This window comes from Isoptericola chiayiensis (assembly GCF_013149805.1).
In the GTDB taxonomy this organism is placed as follows: Bacteria; Actinomycetota; Actinomycetes; order Actinomycetales; family Cellulomonadaceae; genus Isoptericola; species Isoptericola chiayiensis.
In genome coordinates, this window is the sequence record NZ_JABEZT010000007.1 from 1 (window position 1) to 20,479 (window position 20,479).

Consider the following 20,479-nt stretch of genomic DNA (forward strand, 5'->3'; position numbering starts at 1 on the left):
TAACCCTCCAGCGGCGTCGCCACCACCTTCACCCCGCCGTCGTTCTTGCGCGTCTCGACATACTCGACCCCCTCGACGACAGGCAACGGAGCACCCGTGACGTTGCCCGGACCGCACTCGTCCGTCCAGGTCGGACGCTCCGGCGTCACCTCCAACAGCTCGGGGGCGACGTCGACCGGATCGACGCTCGTCAGCGTCGGCACGACCGGCTGCATCAGCCCGTCGTCACCGAACGTCAGGCGGTCGATCGTGGTCTCGCGGTGCGTCCCGTCCCCGCCCGGGATCTGGAAGCGGTGGTAGGCGATGTACCAGTCGTCGGTCCCCTCGACGTTCAGGATCGAGCTGTGTCCCGTCCCGAGGATCCCCTGCGAGGTGTCCTTCGACAGGATCACGCCCTGGTAGTCCCAGGGAGCGTCGATGCTGTCCGACGTGGCGTACCCGACGCGGTAGTCCTCCGAACCGGTGTCGTCGATCGAGTACGTCAGGTGGTACAGCCCGTCGCGGAAGTTGACGAACAGTCCCTCGCGGAACCCGTCCAGCCCGTCGATCCGCGCGATCGTGTCCTGCTTCACCGACAGCATGTCGTCGCTGAGCTCGGCGTACACCGGCGACCCGTTGCCCCAGAACAGGTAGTGCTTGCCGGTCGCCGGGTCCTCGTAGGCGGCCGGGTCGATCGCCTGCCCGGAGGTGACGGCCTCGGTGTTGGTGATCATCGCCTCGGGCTGGGCGACGAACGGTCCCTCGGGGTCGTCCGCCACGGCCACGCCGATGGTCTTGTGCCCGTGGTCCGGGTTCTGGCCGGAGAAGTAGAAGTAGTACTTCCCGTCCTTCTCGATGATCGTCGGGGCCCAGGCGTTGCCGGTCGCCCACGGCACGTCACCGTCCTCGCCGTCCAGCGTGAGGAACGGCTCGTCCGACCGCTCCCAGTCGACCAGGTTCGTGGACGACCAGACGTAGAACTCCTGGCCGCCCCAGCCCGGGTACCCGTCCGACGTCGCGTACAGGTAGAAGGTGTCGCCGAACTGGGCGATGTTCGGGTCGGCGTAGTTGCCCGGCAGCACCGGGCTGTTCATCTCGACGGCCCGCAGGGTCCAGGTCCGCTCCGCGCCGTCCGGCCCGGTCAGGGTGTACTCCACCGGCTCGCTGAAGTCCTGCACCGAGCCGTTCGACGGCGCGACCTCGGCCTGGTCCGAGACCTCGAGCGTGGGAGCGAGAGCAGAGGTGTCCGTCCCGGGCTCGACAGGCAGCGTGACCGTGCTGGTCGAGCCGTCGACGATCGCGTCGACCTTCAGCTCGGCGAGCTCCACACCCGTCACCGCCGTGTGGTCGACTCCGATCGTCGCGACCTCGCCCGCGTCGAGGGCCCGGTCGTAGATCCGGAAGTCGGCGACGTCGCCGTGGAGGTGGTTGTCGCCGGAGTAGAGCGAGCGACCGAGGTAGTTCGCCACGGTCTCGCCGTCGCCGATGTCGGCGGGGTCGATCGTGACGCCCGACTGACGCGCGACCTCGACACCGTCCTCGTACAGGACCGCGGTGCTGCCCTCGAGGGTGTAGGTGAGGTTCTTCCACACGCCGCGATCGAGGTTCGAGCCCTTGGCCACGGTCTGCTCCGTGGTCCAGTTGCCCGTCGCGATGGACGTCCGGTACCCGTTGCCGGTCGTGAACAGGTATCCGTCCCCGGCCGACCCGCTGGAGTTGCCCAGCCCGTAGATGAAGTACGGGCTCGACTGCGCGTCGTCGATCCGGACGTCGAGCGTCACGGTGACGTCCTCGATGCCGGCGAGCAGGTTGTCCGGCAGGTCGACGAAGTCGTCCACGCCGTCCAGCGCGACACCCGTCCCCGTGAACGACGCCCCGTTCTCCAGCGTCGCATCGGCGAAGGCGCCGCCCGCCGTGTTCGCCGCCGTCGTGCCCGACGTCTCGTCGAGCGGGTAGCGGACCACGAGCCCGGGGATCTCGGTCGTGACCGTCACCGGGACGTCCACGCCGAACGCCCCGTCCGCCGTCGTCGCCGTGACGACCGTGGTCCCCTCGGCGACGCCGACGACGACGCCGTCCGCGGAGACCGTGGCGACCGTGCCGTCCGCGACCGACCAGGTGACCTCCCGGGCCGTGGCGTTGGCCGGGAGCACCGTCGCGCTCAGCGCACGCTCACCACCGACGGCGAGCTCCAGGCTCTCCGGGGCCACGGACAGCGACTCCACGGCGACGGGCTCGTCCGTCACCGTGACGACGGCGCTCGCCGGCAGGGAGACGCCCTGCCCGAGGACGCCCGCGACCTCGAACTGGCCGGCCTCCGCGTACTCGGCCGGGTCGATCTCGTCCCAGGTGACCTCGGCGGTACCGGTCGACCCGTCGGCGTAGGTCACCGGCACGGCGTCCGGCAGGATCGGCGCGTCACCGGTCTGCACGGTCACCTCGACGGGTTCGACCGCCTCCACGAAGGCGTCCGGCTGGTAGTGGCGCAGCAGGCGGTCGTACTCGGCCTGCGTCACCGGCAGCACGGTGCCGTGGCGGGGCCGCGACGGCATCTCGTAGTCGGTGGACATGGCCCACTCCTCGGCGTCGAGGTCGGTGGTCTCGAACGGTACGTAGCCGCGGCCCCCGAACTCGTCGATGAAGAGGTACCACTTCTCCTCGGTGTTCGACTTGAAGATGGTCGGCCCCTCGCCCTGGTTGATCCCGTCGGAGAGGGAGTTCGCCGCGCCGATGCAGTCGGTGATGTACTCGTAGTCGGTGGACCGGAGCTCGGTCGACTTCTCGGCGGTGATGAACTTCGAGCAGGGCGTGGACGAGGTGTTGTTCCGCTCGTCCTTGGTGAACCGGTAGTACTCGCCGTCGTGGAGCGTGACGGTGGAGTCGATGACGGAGTAGCCGGGGTCGATCCAGACCTGCGGCTCGGTGAACGTCACGAAGTCGCGGGTGGTGGCGTACATCATCCGGTTGTAGGAGTCGCCGGTGTGGCCCGGGTCGTCCTCGGCGTAGAGCTTCGAGGCCCAGAACACGACGTACGCGCCGATGGACTCGTCGTAGTACGCCTCGGGCGCCCACGTGTTGCCCGCCGTCTCCGGTGAGACCTCGACGAGGCGCTGGTCGGTCCAGCTCACCAGGTCGGTGGACTCCCACACCATGATCGACCGCGACCCCTGGCGCTGCGCGGCGTCCCAGCCGTTGCCGTCGTAGATCCGCAGGTCGGTGGCGATCTGGTAGAACTTGTCGCCCTCCGGCGAGCGGATGATGAACGGGTCGCGCAGGCCCTCCTCGCCGAGCTCGGAGGTCAGCACGGGCTCGTTGTCGTTGAGGTTCTGGTAGTTCAGCGGGTCGTTCCCCTGCGACAGGCCGAAGTAGACCTGCTCGCCGTCGGCGTAGCCCTCCCCGATGAAGTAGGAGAACAGGTAGCCCTCGAGGTCCTCCTGCTCCGGCAGTGCGGGGACGTGCGCGGTGAGGACGCGCTCCGCCGACGCCTCGCCGACGGTGACGGTCGCGGTCAGCTCGACCTCCTCGGCCGGCTCGCCGTGGGCGGGCCGCGTCACCTCACCGGTGGGGGTGACGGTGTCCGACGACGTCGCCCAGGCCACGGTGGCGCCGTGCGCCCCGGTGGTCGGCAGGGTCAGGTTGCCGCGGACGTCGTCGAGGTTCGTCACCTCGAGGCCGTCGGCCGCGGCCTGCGCCTGCTCGACGTCGCCGGCAGGTTCCAGCACCGTGACGGAGAAGTCCTTGGTCGCGGTCTGCCCGCGCTGGTCGAGGGTGGCCGTCAGCGTCACCTCCGTGGCCGCGGCCGGCGCCCCGTAGGTGCCGTCGGCACCGAGGACCGTCTCGTCCGAGCTCGCCCAGGTCACGGCCGAGCCGCCCGGCGCGCTGTCCGGCAGGTCGAGGTCGTCCCGCACCCCCGTCGTGTCGCCCAGGTCGAGCGCCTCGACGTCCGCCGCGAGGACGGGTGCGGCCTCTGCCGCGACGAGGTCGGTGACCTCGCCGGACGCCAGCGCCCGGTCGTAGAGGCGCACGTCCTTCATCCGGCCCTCGAACAGGCCGTCCGCGTCGTAGGCGGATCGACCCAGGAAGTTCGACACGGTCGACCCGGCACCGATGTCGGCCGGCGTCAGCGTGACGGCGTCGTTCGTGGCGACGACGTCGCCGTCCCGGTAGAGCGTGCCGGTCCCGCCGGCGAGGGTGTACGCCACGTGCACCCACTGCCCCCGCGGCAGGGCCTCGTCGTCGGAGGTGTTCTGCTCCGCACCCCACGCTGCGTCAGAGATCGCGGCCCGGTAGCTCGCGTCACCGGTGCTGAACAGGTAGCCGTCGCCCGACTGCGGGCTCCCGACGGCCGGGTTGCCGAACGTGTAGAGGAAGTAGTTGCCGCTCAGCGCCGGGTCGATCCACACGTCGGCGGCGACGGTGACGTCCGTGACGCCGTCGACCATGTCGTCGGGCAGGTCGACGAACGTGTCGCCGTCGAACCCGAGGCCGAGCTCGGAGAAGTCGGCGGTCCCGTCGAGGGTGCCGTCGAGGCCGTTGCCGGTCGCGTCGACGACGTCGCCGTCGAGCGGGTAGTGCGCGAGCAGCCCGTCCGTGCTGGGTTCGGCGGCGTGCGCCGCGGGCGTCGCGGCGGCCACGGGTGCTGCGAGGGCGAGGCCGAGCAGTCCGGCCGCCGTACGTCGTGCGGCGCTCCTGCGCCGTCCGGAGGGTAGAGATCGTGAGGTCATCGATGACTCCTCGTCGTCGCCGGCGACGTCGCCGGTCCCGCGTCCGCCGTCGGACACGGGTGCTTGCGTGCATCTGGATGTCCGGCCCCGCCCGCCGGTTGTGGGCATGAGATCTGCAACCCTGGAAAGGTCCGAGCCTGCAGATCTCATGCCCACAACATCGGGCGGGGCGGGTCAGGCGGTCAGCCGGCGCTCACCTCCCACGGACCCCACGGGGACGACGCCGGCACCTGGTTCCGCGTCCACCACTTCGCCGTGTAGGTCTCGCCGTCGTGGACGACGACGTCACCCGCGGTGAAGATCCGCGACGGCGTCCACACCGCGACACCCTCGGCGGTCTCCGCGATCTCCTGCCACGACGAGTACGGCGAAGCACCCGGCTCGTCGCCCCGCGTCCACCACGTCGCCTCGAACACCGACCCCTCGAACGACACCCGGTCACCCGCGGTGTACACCGTCGAGGCGTCCCACGCCGGATACTCCGGCGGGCACTCCTCACCCGAGTCACCCTTCGTCCACGTCCACGACTCCGGGTTCTTCGTCGACGACGGCTTGTCGCTCAGGACGTAACCCTCCAGCGGCGTCGCCACCACCTTCACCCCACCGTCGTTCTTGCGCGTCTCGACATACTCCACGCCCTCGACCTCAGGCAACGGAGCACCCGTGACGTTCGCCGGACCGCACTCGTCCGTCCAGGTCGGACGCTCCGGCGTCACCTCGACCAGCTCGTCCTCGGCCTCGGCGAGGCGCAGGAACGTCACCGAGTGGGCCGGGAAGTCGTAGGCGAACGCGTTCGCCCCGCCGTCCCAGGTCCGGTCGACGGGGACCACCTGGGTCTTGTCCGCCTTGGTGTTGGCCGCCGACGGGTCGGCGACCATCTCGGTGACTGCCACGTCGGAGGCGACCTCGAACGCCCCGGTGACCGACACATCGGTCCGGGCGGTCGAGGCACCGGGGTTGACGACCTTGACGATCATCTCGCCGGTGTCCTCGTCGTGGGTGACCACCTGGTAGAGCGACTTCTCGGCCGGCTCGGTGTAGGTCAGCTGCAGCTCACCGTCGAGGTAGAGCTCGATGGTGCGGCCGTCGACGACGACCTTGACCTGGTAGTCCCGACCGGTCTCGAGCGCCTGGCCCTCGAGCGCGGCGACCTCGCCGGCGCTGCCGCCGTCGGCCCTCTGCAGGACCGACCGGGTGTTGTTCCACCCGCCGAGGTTCCACCAGTAGTAGTCGTTCGGTCCCCCGGCGGCGAACCCGACCAGGAAGCCCTCGTTCCCGGAGATCTTCCTGGCGTCGAGCTCGAGGGTGTAGTTCGACCAGTCGACGTCGTAGCCGTCCGTCGGGACGGATCGGGCGTCGTTCGCGGTCCCCGACTGGATGTACTCGCCGTCCTGCACGGCCCACGACCCGGCGACCGGCGCCCAGTTCTCAGCGACCGCCGCCGCGTCGTCGAACGACTCGGAGAACAGCACGTCGCCGGAGGAGCTGTCCGTGACCACGACGTCGTCGTAGGCGGCCTGGGTGGCCCAGGTCGACAGGAAGACGCCGCCGTCGAGCGGTCCGTTGCCCGGCGCCGCCGGACCCGTGTGCTCGCTCGGCACGACCTCGTCACCGACGTTGTTCATGAACAACCGCTGGTTGTAGTAGTTCGCGGTGCCCCACGACTCGTCGTTGTCGAAGTACATCATGTTCGCCGCGGTCCACTGGACGTAGTCCTCGTTGGCGAACATCGGGGCGTAGGAGGCGAGCTCGACGAGGTCGGAGTTGCGCTCCAGCCCGGTCATGTACGCCGCCTCGGCCAGCGCGTTGCCCCAGGTGTTGCCGCGCGAGGCGTACTCGCCGAGGAACACGTGCGGGCCCTCGCGGTCGTACGAGTCGTACCGCTCGGTGTTCTGCAGGAACCACGACGGGTCGTTGTAGTAGTGCTCGTCGACCATGTCGACGCCCTGGGCGCGGTTGAACTCCCAGAGCTCGTCGAACCGGGCGCCGGTGTCGTCCGGTCCCGAGTTCGAGATGATGGTGACGTCGGGCCACTCCGCCTCGATGGCGTCGCGGAACGCCGGGAAGTTCTCCTCGAACGTCGTGGTGTTCTCCTCGTTGCCCAGGCCGATGTACGGCAGCTCGAAGGGCTCCGGGTGGCCGAGCTCGGCACGCACGGCGCCCCACTCGGTGTCGACGTCACCCTTGGCGAACTCGATGAGGTCCACGGTGTCCTGGACCCAGCGGTCGAAGTTCTCGTCGCCGGGGTGCATCTCCGGGATGGACGAGCCGCAGCCGTTGGCGCCCACGGACACCACGGGCAGCGGGAAGGCGCCGAGGTCCTCGGCCCACTCCATGTACTCGAGGTACCCGATGCCGTACGACTGGTTGTAGCCCCAGAAGTTCCAGTTGGTGGGGCGCTCCTCGACCGGGCCGATGGTCTCCTTCCACTGGTAGGTCCGGGTGCGGTCCTGGCCGTCGGAGCCGAGGTAGGTGTCGAAGGTGCCGACGTTGGTGACGCAGCCCCCGGGGAAGCGCAGGAACTTCGGGTTCAGCTCCTCGACCATCTCGGCCAGGTCCTTGCGCAGCGGGCTCTTGCCGTTGACCGGACCGACCCAGGTGTCCTGCGGGAACAGGGACACCATGTCGAGGCGCAGCGTGCCCTCGGCGCCCGAGACCACCTGGAACCGGGCGTCGTTCGCCGTCCCGGACACCGTCAGCTCGGTCTCGTACTGCTTCCACTCGTCCGAGCCGTCGACGGCGATCGTGCCGGTGGCGTGGACGGTCTCGCCGTCCGCGGAGACCACCTGGACGGTGAGGTCCTGCGCCACGGCGGACCGGGCCCAGACCGAGGCGTCGTAGGACGCTCCGTCCTCGACGGCGACGCCCTCGTTGTACGAGGAGTTCGCCACACCGGTCGTGCCGTCCGAGTCCACTGTCAGGTAGAACCGGTTGGACTCGTTCAGCCACTCGGCCTCGTCCGACTCGACGGCGATGTCGCCGCCGCCCACCTGCTCCCAGGCGGTCAGGCCGGTGAACGACCCGTTGTCGGCGCCGTTGAACTCGAAGGACCGGTTGCGGACGAGCTCGGCGTAGATGCCGCCGTCGGCCGCGTAGTTGATGTCCTCGTAGAACGCGCCGTAGAGGTCGTCGCTCATGTCGGTGCGCTCGGCGTCGGCGTCGATCGCGAGCTGGTGCTCGGTGACCGAGACGGGCACGAGCACGAGGCGCGCGGCCTCGGCCGGGTCGCCCAGGACGAGGGCACCCTCGGCACCCTCGACCAGGGCCTGGTCGCCGACCAGCACGGCGAGCGTGCCGCCGCCGACGTCGGAGAGCCGCACGACCGCGGCCTCGTCACCCTCGGCGCCGACGGTGAGCCGGTCGCCGTCGAGCACCAGCGGCAGGCCGTCCGGCGTGGCCAGCGTGACCGGCGACGTGCCGTCCTCGCCGCCGGCGGCCGTGGCCTCGAAGCTCGTGGCAGCCGCCGGACGCTCGTCGACCAGGGCGAGCCCGCCGTCGTCGACCAGGTAGCGACCGTCCGGACCGGCGAGCGTGAACTCACCGTCGGGCACGATGTCGGCACCCTCGGGCTCGACCAGCGCGAAGTAGTCGAAGACCACCTCGTGGCTGGGGGCGCTGCCCGCGGCCAACGCGTACAGACCGATCTGCGTCGTGCCGGGGGCGAGCGTCGTGGTGGCGACCTGCGTCCACTCGACGTCGTCCCAGACGGAGACGGTGAACTCGTCCCCGGTGCGCTCCAACCGGATCGTCTCCCCGGTGGAGTCCTCGCGGGCGGCGAACGTCGCGGCGTACGCGGCGCTCGTCTCCGTGCCGGTCTCGATGCCGACCGGACCGTTCGCGAACACCGAGGCGTGGGTCAGCCCGGCGCGCACGTAGTTGTCGTGGTCCTGCCACGCCATGATCCCGGCGCCCTGGAAGTCCGCCGTCGGCGTGGCCTCCAGCGACGTCTGGGCGACGAAGTCCCCGGCGGGGACGTCGACGAGGAACATGTTCTCGTAGCTGTTGTCCCCCTGGTAGGTGTCACCCGGCTGCGACTGCAGCGTCAGCGCTCCCCCGCCGAGCGACCAGGCCGAGGCCTCCTCGCGTTCGACGGTCCACCGCGGGTCGAGGGCGTCGCCCTCGAACTCGTCGACCCACGCGTCCTCGGGCAGCGGGGCCGGCGTCGCCGCCGCGACCGTGACGGTCGCGGACGCCGTGCCGTGCCCCCCGTTCGAGGTGGCGGTGATCGTGGCGGACCCCTCGGCCACCGCGGTGACCACGCCGTCGGCGTCCACCGTGGCGACGGACTCGTCGTCGGACGACCAGGTCACGGACCGGTCCACGGCCGTGATCGGCGTGACGGTGGCCTGCAGGGTCCTGCTGTCCCCCGGCTCGAGCGACAGCTCGGAGCGGTCCAGCGAGACGCCCTCGGCGAGCAGCTCGGGCTGGTAGGCCTCGATGACCGCGGTCTGCTCGGCCGCAGTGATCGGCAGCACGGTGCCGTGCCGCGGGTTGGAGGGCAGCTCGACGTCGGGGCGCGACGTCCAGTCGCCGGAGGCGAGGTCGTCGGTCTCGAAGAGCAGGTAGCCCTCGCCGCCGTGGTAGGACGGCTGGTCGATCATGAGGTACCAGCGGTCGTCCGTCAGCGACGGGAACATCGTGGGGCCCTCGCCGGAGGTGAACGTGCCGCCCCACGGGTTGGGCTGGCCGACGCCGATCTGCTCGGCGATCAGGTCCCAGCCGTCGCCGTCGGTCACGCCCTGCGTGCGGCGCAGGTCGTCGGAGACCTCCTGGCGGACCGTGTAGTCGGCCTCGTCCTTGGTCAGGCGGTAGTAGGTGCTGCCGTCGTCGCCCGGGATCTCGGCGATGGTGGAGTCGATCATGCCGCGGCCCTCCCCGCGGTCCATGTCGATCCACAGCTGCGGTTCGCTGAAGCTGCCCTCGGAGAAGTCGGGAGTCGTGGCGTACATCATCCGCTGGTAGGACGTGTTGATGTCGCGGTCCTCGGGCGCCACGTCGTCGGGGTACAGGGCGGACGCCCAGTACACGACGAACTCCCCGGCCTCGGCGTCCCAGTGCGCCTCCGGGGCCCACAGGTTGCCGGCGTTCTCGGGTGCGAGCTCGATCTCGCTCTGCTCGGACCAGCTGACGAGGTCGGGCGAGGACCAGACCATCATCGACCGGCTGCCCGTCTCCTGCGCGGTGCCGAAGTCGCCGCCGCCGTAGATCTGGAGGTCGGTGGCGATGAGGTAGTAGACGCCGGTCTCGGGGTGCCGGATCAGGAACGGGTCGCGCAGACCCTCGGTGCCCAGCGTGGACTCGAGGATCGGTTCGCCGTCGTTGAGGGTGTGCCAGGTGGTGGGGTCGTCGGACTCGCTGACGGCCAGGTAGATCTTCTCGCCGTCCTCACCCTCCCCGGCGAAGTAGGGGAAGACGTAGGCGTCGTAGTCGGCGTCGTCCACCTCGACGGCGGTGGGGACGACGGCGGACGGCGCCGTGGGGACGGACGGGAGTGCGGCTGCTGGTGGGGCCAGGGTGGCCGGCAGCGCCAGGGCGAGGGTCAGCGCGAGCGGCGCCGACCTGCGTACTGCTCTGGACATCGTGTCTACTCCTCGATGAGCGTGACTCGGTGCGGGTCGGACGGTGTTCCGCCCGCCGCCGATGCTCGTCGTCGAGCACCGGTGAACAGCGTGAGCACTGGGTCGAAGTGAGTGTTAGCGCTCACATCGTCTCTGGTCGATGGCCTCCCCAGCGTGGTCGGGACGGGAGAGCCCTGCCCCCGCCGGGTCGACCGGCGGGGGCAGGGACGTCGGTCAGGTCTTGCGCAGGCTCAGCACCCGCTGGAGCACCACGAAGACCAGCAGCAGCACGCCGATGAAGATCTTCGTCCACCAGGAGCTGAGCGTCCCCTCGTAGGTGATGATCGTCTGGATCAGGCCCAGCACGAGCACACCCAGCACGGAACCGAGCACGAACCCGGTCCCCCCGGTCAGGAGGGTGCCGCCGATGACGACCGCCGCGATCGCGTCGAGCTCCATCGCCACACCCGTCAGCGAGTACCCCGAGCGGGAGTACATCGCGAACAGCAGGCCGCCGAGGCCGGCGCACGTCCCGGAGATCACGTAGACGAGCACCTTGGTGCGGGCCACCGGCAGACCCATCAGCCGCGCGGACTGCTCGCTGCCGCCGATCGCGTACACCGTGCGGCCGAACTGGGTGAAGTGCAGCAGGTAGAAGGCTATCCCGATGACGACCAGCGCGACGATCACGCTCGTCGTCATCCGCCACTGGCCGGCGATCCAGGTGTCCCAGCCCGCGATCGCCACGAACGTCTCGTCCGTGATCGGGATCGACTCCGGGGCGATGACGAAGCACAGCCCGCGGGCGAAGAACATGCCGGCGAGCGTGGCGATGAACGGCTGGACCTCGAACACGTGGACCATCAGCCCGATCAGCAGACCGATGATCGACCCGATGAGCACCACGGCCGGCAGCACCACCGCCACCGGCACCCCGGCGTCGATGAGGTACGCGGCGCTCACCGCCGACAGCGCCAGCACCGCACCCACCGACAGGTCGATGCCACCGGTGAGGATCACGAACGTCATGCCGACGGCGAGCACGATGAGGAACGAGTTGTTGATGAACAGGTTCGCCAGCACGCCCACCGAGAGGAAGTTGTCGTACCGCACGCCGCCGATCGCGAGGATCAGGGCGAGCACCACGAACGTGCCGACCACGGGCAGGTAGCGCCGGTCGATCCGCAGGCGCCGCGCGATGCGGGCCGGCCCGGACCCGCCGGGCCGCGGGGCTCCCGGTCCGGAGCCCTCCACCGTGTGCTGGGGCGTCGTCGTCGCCATCAGGCGGCCACCTCCTCCGGCCGGGCCGCGCGCTGGCGGGCGCGCGCGGCGAGCTTGTCACGGACCCGCGGCGACTGCAGCAGGGTCACCGCGATCACCACCAGCGCCTTGAACAGCGGGGTGACCAGCGGCGAGATCCCCACGATCGTCACCGTCAGCGTCAGCGTGGTGATGATCAGCACGCCCACGAGCGTGCCCGACAGCGAGAACTTGCCGCCCTGCAGGGACGTCCCGCCGATGACGACGGCGAGGATCGCGTCGAGCTCGATGAACAGGCCGGCGTTGTTGGCGTCCGCCGCCATGACGTTCGAGGCGAGGATCAGACCGGCGAGCCCGGAGAACAGCCCCGACAGCGCGAACACCGTCCAGACGATGGTGCGCGCCCGCACCCCCGCCAGCCGGCTCGCCGACGGGTTGATCCCGACCGCCTCGACCAGCATCCCCAGCGCCGAGCGCCGCGTGATGAGCGCGACGATCAGGTAGACGCCGTAGGCGATCAGCGCCGCGGCGGGCAGCCCGAGCCAGAAGCCCGCACCGAGCGTCTTGAACGGCGCGCTGGTGACGGTGGTGATCTGCCCCTCGGTGATGAGCATCGCCACGCCGCGACCGGCGGTCATGAGGATCAGCGTCGCGATGATCGGCTGGATGCCGACGACCGAGACGAGGAAGCCGTTCCAGATGCCGAGCACCAGGCACAGCCCCAGGGCGATCGCGATGGCGATGATCACGGTGGACACCGACCCGGGGTCGGGTGCCGTGGCGATGAAGCTCAGCGACAGCGCGCCGGCGATGGCGACGACCGCGCCCACCGAGAGGTCGATGCCGCGGGTCGCGATGACGAGCGTCATCCCCAGCGACACCAGCAGCAGCGGCGCGGAGTTGCGCAGGATGTCGATCGGCGCGCCGAACAGGTGGCCGTCGAGGATCGACACGGACAGGAAGTCCGGGCTGAAGATCGTGTTGGCCACGAGCAGCGCCACGAGGGCGACGACCGGCCAGAACAGGGTGTGGTGGGTGAGGTTGCGCAGCCCGGGCGGGCCGGCGGGGCGGGTGCGTGATCCCGTGGTGGCAGGCATCAGTGCTCTCCTCCGCTCGCGATGAGTTCGACGACGTCGTCGACACCGACGTCGTCGGAGTTGACGATCTCGGCGACCTTGTGCCGGTCCCGCATGACGCCGATGCGGTGGCTGAGACGCAGGACCTCCTCCAGCTCGGCGGAGATGAAGACGACGGCCATGCCCTGCGAGGCGAGCTCGGCGACGAGCTTCTGGATCTCGGCCTTGGCCCCGACGTCGATGCCGCGGGTCGGCTCGTCGAGGATCAGCAGCTGGGGGGCCGTCGCGAGCCAGCGCGCGAGGAGCACCTTCTGCTGGTTGCCGCCCGACAGGTTGCGCAGCAGCGCGTCCGGGTTCGCGGGCCGTACGTTGAGCGCCGCCATGTACTTGTCGACGATCTCGTCGACCTGCCGGCGGGGCAGGCGGCGCATCCAGCCGCGGCCCGCCTGGAGCCCGAGCACGATGTTCTCCCGCACGGTCAGGTCGCCGACGACGCCCTCCGACTTGCGGTCCTCCGAGGAGAACGCGATGCCCTGGGAGATGGCGGCGCGGGGGTTGCGCAGGCGCGTGGGCACGTCCTTGATCCGGGTGGTCCCGCTGTCGGCGCGGTCGGCGCCCGAGAGCAGCCGCGCCACCTCGGTGCGACCCGAGCCGAGCAGCCCGGCCAGGCCCACGACCTCGCCCGCGTAGACGTCGAGGTCGAAGGGCCGGACGTCGCCCTTGCGGCCCAGCCCGACCGCCGACAGGTAGGGGGTGGCACCCTGCTCGACGTCGACCGCGTGCTCGGTCGAGACGTGCAGGTCCTCCAGCACGTCCATCGACCGACCGATCATGGTGGAGACGAGCTCGAGCCGGTCCAGCTCGCTCGTGCGGTACTCCCCCACCCGCTGCCCGTTGCGGAGCACGGTCATGCGGTCGGAGATCTCGTAGACCTGCTCGATGAAGTGCGACACGAACAGCACGGCGACGCCCTGGTCCCGCAGGCGCCGCACGACGGTGAAGAGCTGGGCGACCTCGTCGGCGTCGAGGCTCGACGTCGGCTCGTCCAGGATGAGGACCTTGGCGTCGACGACCATGGCGCGGCTGATCGCCACGAGCTGCTGGATCGCGATGGAGTGCGACCCGAGCGACGACGCCGGGTCGATGTCCAGGCCCATGGTGGCCAGGTGCTCGGCCGCGGCGCGGCGGGCGGCGCGCCAGTCGATCGCGCCCATCCGCCGGGGCTCGTGCCCGAGCATGATGTTCTCCGCGACGGTGAGGTTCTCGCAGAGGTTGACCTCCTGGTACACCGTGGCGATCCCGGCCTCCTGGGCCTCGCCCGGTCCGGAGAACCGGTGCTCGGCGCCGTCGACGACGATACGACCGGCGTCGATGCCGTAGACGCCGGTGAGCGCCTTGATGAGGGTGGACTTCCCGGCGCCGTTCTCGCCCATCAGGGCGTGCACCTCACCGGGGAAGAGCCTGAAGTCGACCTGGTCGAGCGCCTTGACGCCCGGGAACTCGATGGAGATTCCCGACATCTCGACGACCGGCCGGTCCGCGCTCGGTGAGCTCGTCATCGTTGACCTTCCGTGGGTCGCGGCGGGGCGCCGGGCCGACGCCCCGCCGCGGGTCGATGTCCCGGGACGCGGGCGCGTCCCGGGACGTGTCGATCAGTACTGACGGTCCGGCAGGGCCTCGACGGCCGCCTCCTGGTCGAACGCCAGGTCCTCCACGACGATCCGCTTCTCGACCTCCTCGCCGGCGACGACCTTCTGGGCGATCTCGGCCAGGTCCGGCCCCAGCAGCGGGTTGCACTCGACGATGTAGTTGATCTTGCCGTCCGCGAGGGCCTGCATGCCGTCCTTGACGGCGTCGATCGTGATGATCTTGATGTCCTCGCCGGGCGTCATGCCGGCGGCCTCGATGGCCTCGATGGCGCCGAGGCCCATGTCGTCGTTGTGGGCGAAGACCAGGTCGATGTCGTCGTACTTCTGCAGGAAGCCCTCCATGACCTGCTTGCCCTCGGTGCGGGTGAAGTTGCCGGTCTGGGAGTCGATCACCTCGATGTCGCTGCCCGAGATGGCGGTGCCGAAGCCCTCCTTGCGGTCGATGGCGGGCGCGGAACCGGTGGTGCCCTGCAGCTCCACCATCTTGTACCCCTCGCCGTCGTACTGCTCGACGGCCCACTCGCCGGCCATCTCGCCCTCCAGGACGAAGTCCGAGCCGATGAAGGACTCGTAGAGGGTGTCGTCCTCGCTGTCGACGGCACGGTCGGTGAGGATCACGGGGATGCCCGCCGACTTGGCCTCCTCGAGGACCGCGTCCCAGCCGGTCTCGACGACCGGGGAGAACGCGAGGACGTCGACGCCCTGCTGGATGTACGAGCGCAGGGCCTGGATCTGGTTCTCCTGCTTCTGCTGCGCGTCGGAGAAGCTGAGGTCGAACCCGTTCTCCTCGGTCAGGGTGTCCTGGATGGACTGGGTGTTGGCGGCGCGCCACCCGGACTCGGCACCCACCTGGGAGAAGCCGATCGAGATCAGCTCGTCGCCGCCCGACCCCTCGGCGCTCTCGCTGCCGCCGGACTCCTCCGACGCCGGTTCGCTGCTGCAGGCGCCGAGCGCCAGCATCGCCGCTGCCGAGACCGCGGCGATCGTGCCGCGCATCCACATCTTCCGTGCCATGTCTGCTCTCCTCCTCGAGACGCCGGACGGCCGGTCCACCGGCCGTGGGTCAGCTCCGACCCTCCGGCACTTGCTTTGTGACCGCTAACATAGACCTAGATGTGACCGGTCACAAAGAGTCTTCCCAGAATTCGTCATCACGATCGTGTAACACCGTTGCCACAGCCGAGCGCCGCCCCGGGGATCCGGCGGCTCAGGGTTCGTCGTCGAGGCCCAGCCCGTCGAGCTCGGCGGCGATCATCTCGACGATCGTGTCCACCGTGACGCCCGGCCCGTTGCTCAGCTCGCCGATCTTCTCCCGGTCCTTCAGGACCACGATGCGGTCGCTGAGCCGCACCACCTCCTCCAGCTGCGAGGAGATGAAGACGACGGCGACCCCCTCGCCCGCCAGCCGGGCCACGCGCCGCTGGATGTCCAGCTTGGCGCCGATGTCGATGCCGCGCGTCGGCTCGTCCAGGATCAGCACGTGCGGCCGCGTGGCCAGCAGCCGCGCCAGCATCACCTTCTGCTGCGTCCCCCCGGACAGCTCGCCGGCGGGCCGGTCCAGGTCCGCGTGCGACAGGTTCAGCGCGTCGAGATAGACCTCTACCACCGCGTCCTGCTCCGGCCGGGACAGCGGCCGCGTCCACCCCCGGAGCGCCTGCAGCGCCAGCACGATGTTCTCCCGCACCGTCAGGCCCGCGATGATGCCGTCGTGGCGCAGGTTCTCGCTCGACACGGCGATCCGGTGCCGCAGCGCCGCCGCGGGCCCGCGCAGCTGCACCCGCTCGCCGTCGAGCCAGAGCTCGCCCCGGTCGGGTCGCTCGACGCCGCCCATCAGCCGGGCGAGCTCGGTGCGTCCCGAACCCCGCAGCCCCGCGAAGCCGACGACCTCGCCGCGGGCGAGGTCGACGTCGGTGGGCTCGAGCGTGCCCCGGCGGCCGATCGACGCCGCCCGCAGGGTCACCTGGCTGGAGGAGCGCGCGTAGTGGTGCTCCAGCCGCTGGGAGTGCAGGGCCTGCAGCGCGTCGATGTCCTCGCCGATCATCTTGGAGATGAGCTCGGCCCGGTCCACCTCGGCCGTGGCGTACTCCGCCACCACCCGGCCGCCGCGGAGCACCGTGAGGCGGTCGCTGACCTCGAGCACCTGCTCGAGGAAGTGCGACACGAACAGCACCGCGACGCCCTGGTCGCGCAGCCGGCGGACCACACCCAGGAGCTGGGCGGCCTCGGCCTCGTCCAGGCTCGACGTCGGCTCGTCGAGGACGAGCACCCGCGGCTCGAGGACGATGGCCCGCGCCACCGCCACGAGCTGCTTGGTCGCGGGAGCGAGCGACTCCAGCGGCGCGCGCGGGTCGACGTCCTCGATCCCCAGGGTGGCCAGCGCGGCCGAGGCCCGCTCCCTGCTCCGCGCCCACCGGATCCCCCACGGCCCGCGCACCTCGTGCCCGATCATGATGTTCTCGGCCACGGACAGCTGCGGACTCAGGTGCGACTCCTGGAAGACGGTCGCGATACCTTCCGCACGGCTCCGGGCGACGCTCGTGGGCGTCCGGGACTCGCCGTCGACCCGCACCGAGCCCGCCAGCAGGGGCACGGTGCCCGTCAGCGCGCCGATGAGCGTGGACTTGCCCGCGCCGTTCTCCCCCATCAGCGCGTGCACCTCGCCGGGACGCAGCGTCAGGTCGGCGCCGTCGAGCACCCGCACGCCCGAGTACTCCACGGTGATCCCGCGCATCTCGACCACGGGCCGTGCCGTCGCCTCCGGACGCGTCTCCCGGGCCGCCATCAGTCGACCTTCCTCGGTGCCGCGCTCGAGGCGCGCACGACGATCTCGGCGGGGATCCGCGTCACGTCCGGGATCTCGCGCTCCTCGATCGCGGCCCGCAGCACGTCCACGACTGAGATGCCGAGCGCGTCGAAGTTCTGCCGCACGGTGGTCAGCGGCGGGATGACGTGGCGCGCCAGCGGGATGTCGTCGAAGCCGACCACGCTGACGTCGTCGGGCACCGAGAACCCCCGCTCGTGGAGCCCGTGGACGAACCCCACCGCCATGTCGTCGTTCGCCACGAAGACGGCCGTGTACTCGGGCAGCTCGCGGATCCCCCGGGCGAAGTCGTAGGCGAAGTCCGCCGTCCAGTCCCCCACCACGATCGGCCGTTCCCGCAGCCCCCAGGCCTTGGCCCGGGCATGGAAGGCCCGCTCGCGCGTGCGGGCGTCGAGCCAGTCCAGCGGGCCGGCGACGTGCAGGATGTCGCGGTGGCCGAGCGAGACGAGGTGGTCGACGGCCAGGACCGTGCCGGCCTGCTGGTCCACGGTCACGGTGAGGTAGGCCGGGTCCTTGTCCGGCTTGACCACCAGCACGGGCACCCCGACGGCGATGTGGCGCAGCGCGGCGATCGACGACGACCGCGGCGCGACGACGCACAGCGCGTCGATGCCCAGCGCGATGAGGTGGTCCACGGCCTCCTGCGGGCTGATCTTCTCGCCGGCCCGCAGGAGGATCGAGCTGACCTCGTAGCCCGAGGCGCGGGCGGCCGACTCGACGGCGTACAGCGTGCTCGTGGGCCCGAACGTCGCGGCGCTCTCCACGAGGACGCCGATGCGGCGGCTGCGCTGGGTGGCGAGCGCCCGGGCGGTCATGCTGGGCCGGTAGCCGAGCTCCTCGATGGCCTCCTCGACGCGGCGCCGGGTGGCCTCCCGGATGTTCGGGTGGTCGTTGAGCACCCGCGACACCGTCATGTGCGACACGCCGGCGAGCTGCGCGACCTGCCGGATGTTCGGCTTGTCCGCACCGGTACTCGCCATCGCAGGCCTCCGTCGGTTGCTGCCGGGCACCGGGCGGCCGGTGCGGCGACCACAGACTACCGCCGCCGCACAGCGCATCGAGCGTGCCGACTTCTTCCTCTCGACCGGGTCAGGAGGGAGATGTCGGCACGCTCGATGCGCCGGGTGGGGTGCGACCGGACGGTCAGAGACCCTGCGCGAGCTTGTAGTAGACCTGGTTCCAGCGCACCTGGTCGGCGAACCCGCGACGCGTGGTGTCCTCGTCGATGACCAGCAGCTCGGTGCCGGAGATCTGGGCGAACATCTCGAAGGCCTCGATGCCCAGCGCCGTCGACATGACGGTGTGGTGGGCGCCGCCGGCGGTCAGCCAGGCCTCGGCCGACGTCGCGAAGTCCGGTCGCGGCTTCCACACGGCCCGCGCCACGGGCAGGTTCGGCAGCTCGTGCGTGGGCGGGACGACGTCGACGACGTTGGCGGTGAGCCGGAACCGGTCGCGCATGTCGGCCAGGGACACGACGACGGCACCCTCGGTGGCGTCGGTGTCGAACACCATGCGCACCGGGTCCTCCTTGCCGCCGATGCCGAGCGGGTGGATCTCCACGCGCGGCTTCGACGTCGTCAGGGTCGGGCAGATCTCGAGCATGTGGGCCCCGAGGATCAGCTCGGACCCGGGCGTGAGGTCGTAGGTGTAGTCCTCCATGAGGGAGGCGCCGCCGGGCAGGCCCTCGCCCATCACCTTGGCGGCGCGGACCAGCACGGCGGTCTTCCAGTCGCCCTCGGCGCCGAACCCGTAGCCCTTGGCCATGAGGCGCTGCACCGCGAGGCCGGGGAGCTGGCGCAGGGCACCGAGGTCCTCGAAGTTCGTGGTGAAGGCCTTGGCGCCGCGCTCGGTGAGGAACGCCTCCATGGCGGCCTCCTGCCGGGCGGCGTAGCGCAGCGACTCGTGCCGCTCCCCCCCGGCCCGCAGCTCGGCCGCGACGTCGTAGAGCTGCTCGTACTCGGCGACGAGCGCGTCGACGTCGGACTCGGCGACCGCGTCCACGGCCGCGACGAGGTCGTTGACGCCCCAGGTGCTGACGTTGACGCCGAACTGCAGCTCGGCCTCGGTCTTGTCGCCCTCGGTCACGCCGACGTTGCGCATGTTGTCGCCGAAGCGGACCAGCTTGAGCTCCTGCGTGGCCAGCCGTCCGGCGGCGGCCCGGACCCAGGTGCCCACGCGGCGCTGCACGGCCGGGTTCGAGGCGTGCCCCACCACGGTGGTCCGCGCGACGCCGAGCCGGGACAGCATGTAGCCGTACTCCCGGTCGCCGTGGGCGGCCTGGTTGAGGTTCATGAAGTCCATGTCGATGTCGGACCAGGGCAGCTCGACGTTCGCCTGCGTGTGCAGGTGCAGCAGCGGCTTGCGCAGGGCGTCCAGGCCGGCGATCCACATCTTGGCCGGGCTGAAGGTGTGCATCCAGGTGATGACGCCCAGCACGCCGTCGTCGCTGTTGGCGTCCAGCATGGCGCGGCGGATCGACGCCGCGTCCTTGAGGACGGGCTTCCAGACGATCGTGGCGGGGACGTCGTCGGACGCGTCGAGCGCGGCGGCGACCTCGCGGGACTGGCTGGCGACCTGCTCGAGGGTCTCGGGGCCGTAGAGGTCCTGGCTGCCGGTGAGGAACCAGATCTCGCGGTCGCCGTAGGGCTTGGGCATGGGGGTCCTTTCGGGAGGTTCGGGGTGGTCCGACGCCGGCGTCAGCGCTGGCCGTAGACGTTCTGGTAGCGCTCGTACAGGGAGTCGACGTGCTGCTGCTCGATGGGCAGCGGCTCGCCGAGCTGGCGCGAGACGTGCACGGCGCGCGCGACCTCCTCGCAGAGCACCGCGGCCTTGACGGCGCCCTTGGCGTCGCCGCCGATGGTGAACGGGCCGTGGTTCTTCATGAGCACGGCCTTGGAGCGGGACCCGCGCAGGGTCTCGACGATGCCCCGGCCGATCGAGTCGTCGCCGATGATCGCGAACGGTCCGACGGGGATCGGTCCGCCGAACTCGTCGGCCATCATGGTCAGCACGCAGGGGATCTCCTCGCCGCGTGCGGCCCAGGCGGTCGCGTAGGTGGAGTGGGTGTGCACGACGCCGCCGACCTCGGGCATGTGGGCGTAGACGTACGCGTGGGCGGCGGTGTCGGACGAGGGCGAGCGGTCGCCCTCGACGAGGTTGCCGTCGAGGTCGCACACGACCATGGCCTCGGCGGTGATGTCGTCGTAGGAGACGCCGGAGGGCTTGATGACCAGCAGGTCCTCCCCCTGGTCGTTCCGCACCCGCTCGGAGACGTTGCCGGCGGTCCACACGACGAGCTCCCAGCGGGGCAGCTCGGCGTGCAGGTCGGCGACCTTCTGCTTGGCGGTGTCGACGGCGGTGCGCAGGTGGGCGGGCACCTCGGTCAGGGGCGCGTCGTTCGACATGGGTTGCT

At 70.6% G+C, this 20,479-nt stretch carries 10 protein-coding genes; all 10 read right to left on the reverse strand.

Annotated features, from left to right (window positions below):
• Positions 1 to 4,703: family 43 glycosylhydrolase (locus HDG68_RS17140; RefSeq protein ID WP_172152625.1), on the reverse strand; the 4,703-nt coding region annotated here is incomplete at its 3' end.
• 182 nt (positions 4,704 to 4,885) lie between these two features.
• A complete protein-coding gene (locus HDG68_RS12590; protein ID WP_172152627.1) occupies positions 4,886 to 10,282 on the reverse strand; it encodes an alpha-L-arabinofuranosidase C-terminal domain-containing protein in 5,397 nt (1,798 codons plus the stop codon).
• Between the two features lie 213 nt (positions 10,283 to 10,495).
• Positions 10,496 to 11,542 (reverse strand): galactofuranose ABC transporter, permease protein YjfF, encoded by a 1,047-nt coding sequence (yjfF, locus tag HDG68_RS12595; RefSeq protein ID WP_172152629.1) that lies wholly within the window; start codon positions 11,540 to 11,542, stop codon positions 10,496 to 10,498.
• Complete coding sequence (locus HDG68_RS12600; protein ID WP_172152631.1) at positions 11,542 to 12,618, reverse strand: ABC transporter permease; 1,077 nt, start codon at positions 12,616 to 12,618, stop codon at positions 11,542 to 11,544. Before HDG68_RS12600 ends, yjfF begins: the two co-directional genes overlap by 1 nt.
• On the reverse strand, positions 12,618 to 14,156 hold the full coding sequence (locus HDG68_RS12605) for a sugar ABC transporter ATP-binding protein (protein WP_172152633.1): 1,539 nt from the start codon (positions 14,154 to 14,156) through the stop codon (positions 12,618 to 12,620). The genes HDG68_RS12600 and HDG68_RS12605 overlap by 1 nt, the downstream gene beginning before the upstream one ends.
• A gap of 93 nt (positions 14,157 to 14,249) precedes the next feature.
• Entirely contained in the window at positions 14,250 to 15,260 is a 1,011-nt protein-coding gene (locus HDG68_RS12610) for an ABC transporter substrate-binding protein (protein WP_172152635.1), read from the reverse strand.
• Positions 15,261 to 15,453: 193 nt separating this feature from the next.
• The gene (locus HDG68_RS12615) at positions 15,454 to 17,028 is read right to left on the reverse strand and encodes a sugar ABC transporter ATP-binding protein (protein WP_172152637.1); all 1,575 of its coding nucleotides are present in this window, start codon (positions 17,026 to 17,028) and stop codon (positions 15,454 to 15,456) included.
• Positions 17,028 to 18,047, reverse strand: a complete 1,020-nt coding sequence (locus HDG68_RS12620) for a LacI family DNA-binding transcriptional regulator (RefSeq protein WP_172152639.1) — start codon at positions 18,045 to 18,047, stop codon at positions 17,028 to 17,030. The genes HDG68_RS12615 and HDG68_RS12620 overlap by 1 nt, the downstream gene beginning before the upstream one ends.
• 163 nt (positions 18,048 to 18,210) lie before the next feature.
• Positions 18,211 to 19,722 (reverse strand): L-arabinose isomerase, encoded by a 1,512-nt coding sequence (gene araA, locus HDG68_RS12625; protein ID WP_172152641.1) that lies wholly within the window; start codon positions 19,720 to 19,722, stop codon positions 18,211 to 18,213.
• A gap of 41 nt (positions 19,723 to 19,763) precedes the next feature.
• On the reverse strand, positions 19,764 to 20,471 hold the full coding sequence (locus HDG68_RS12630) for an L-ribulose-5-phosphate 4-epimerase (protein ID WP_172152643.1): 708 nt from the start codon (positions 20,469 to 20,471) through the stop codon (positions 19,764 to 19,766).
• Positions 20,472 to 20,479: the final 8 nt, after the last annotated feature.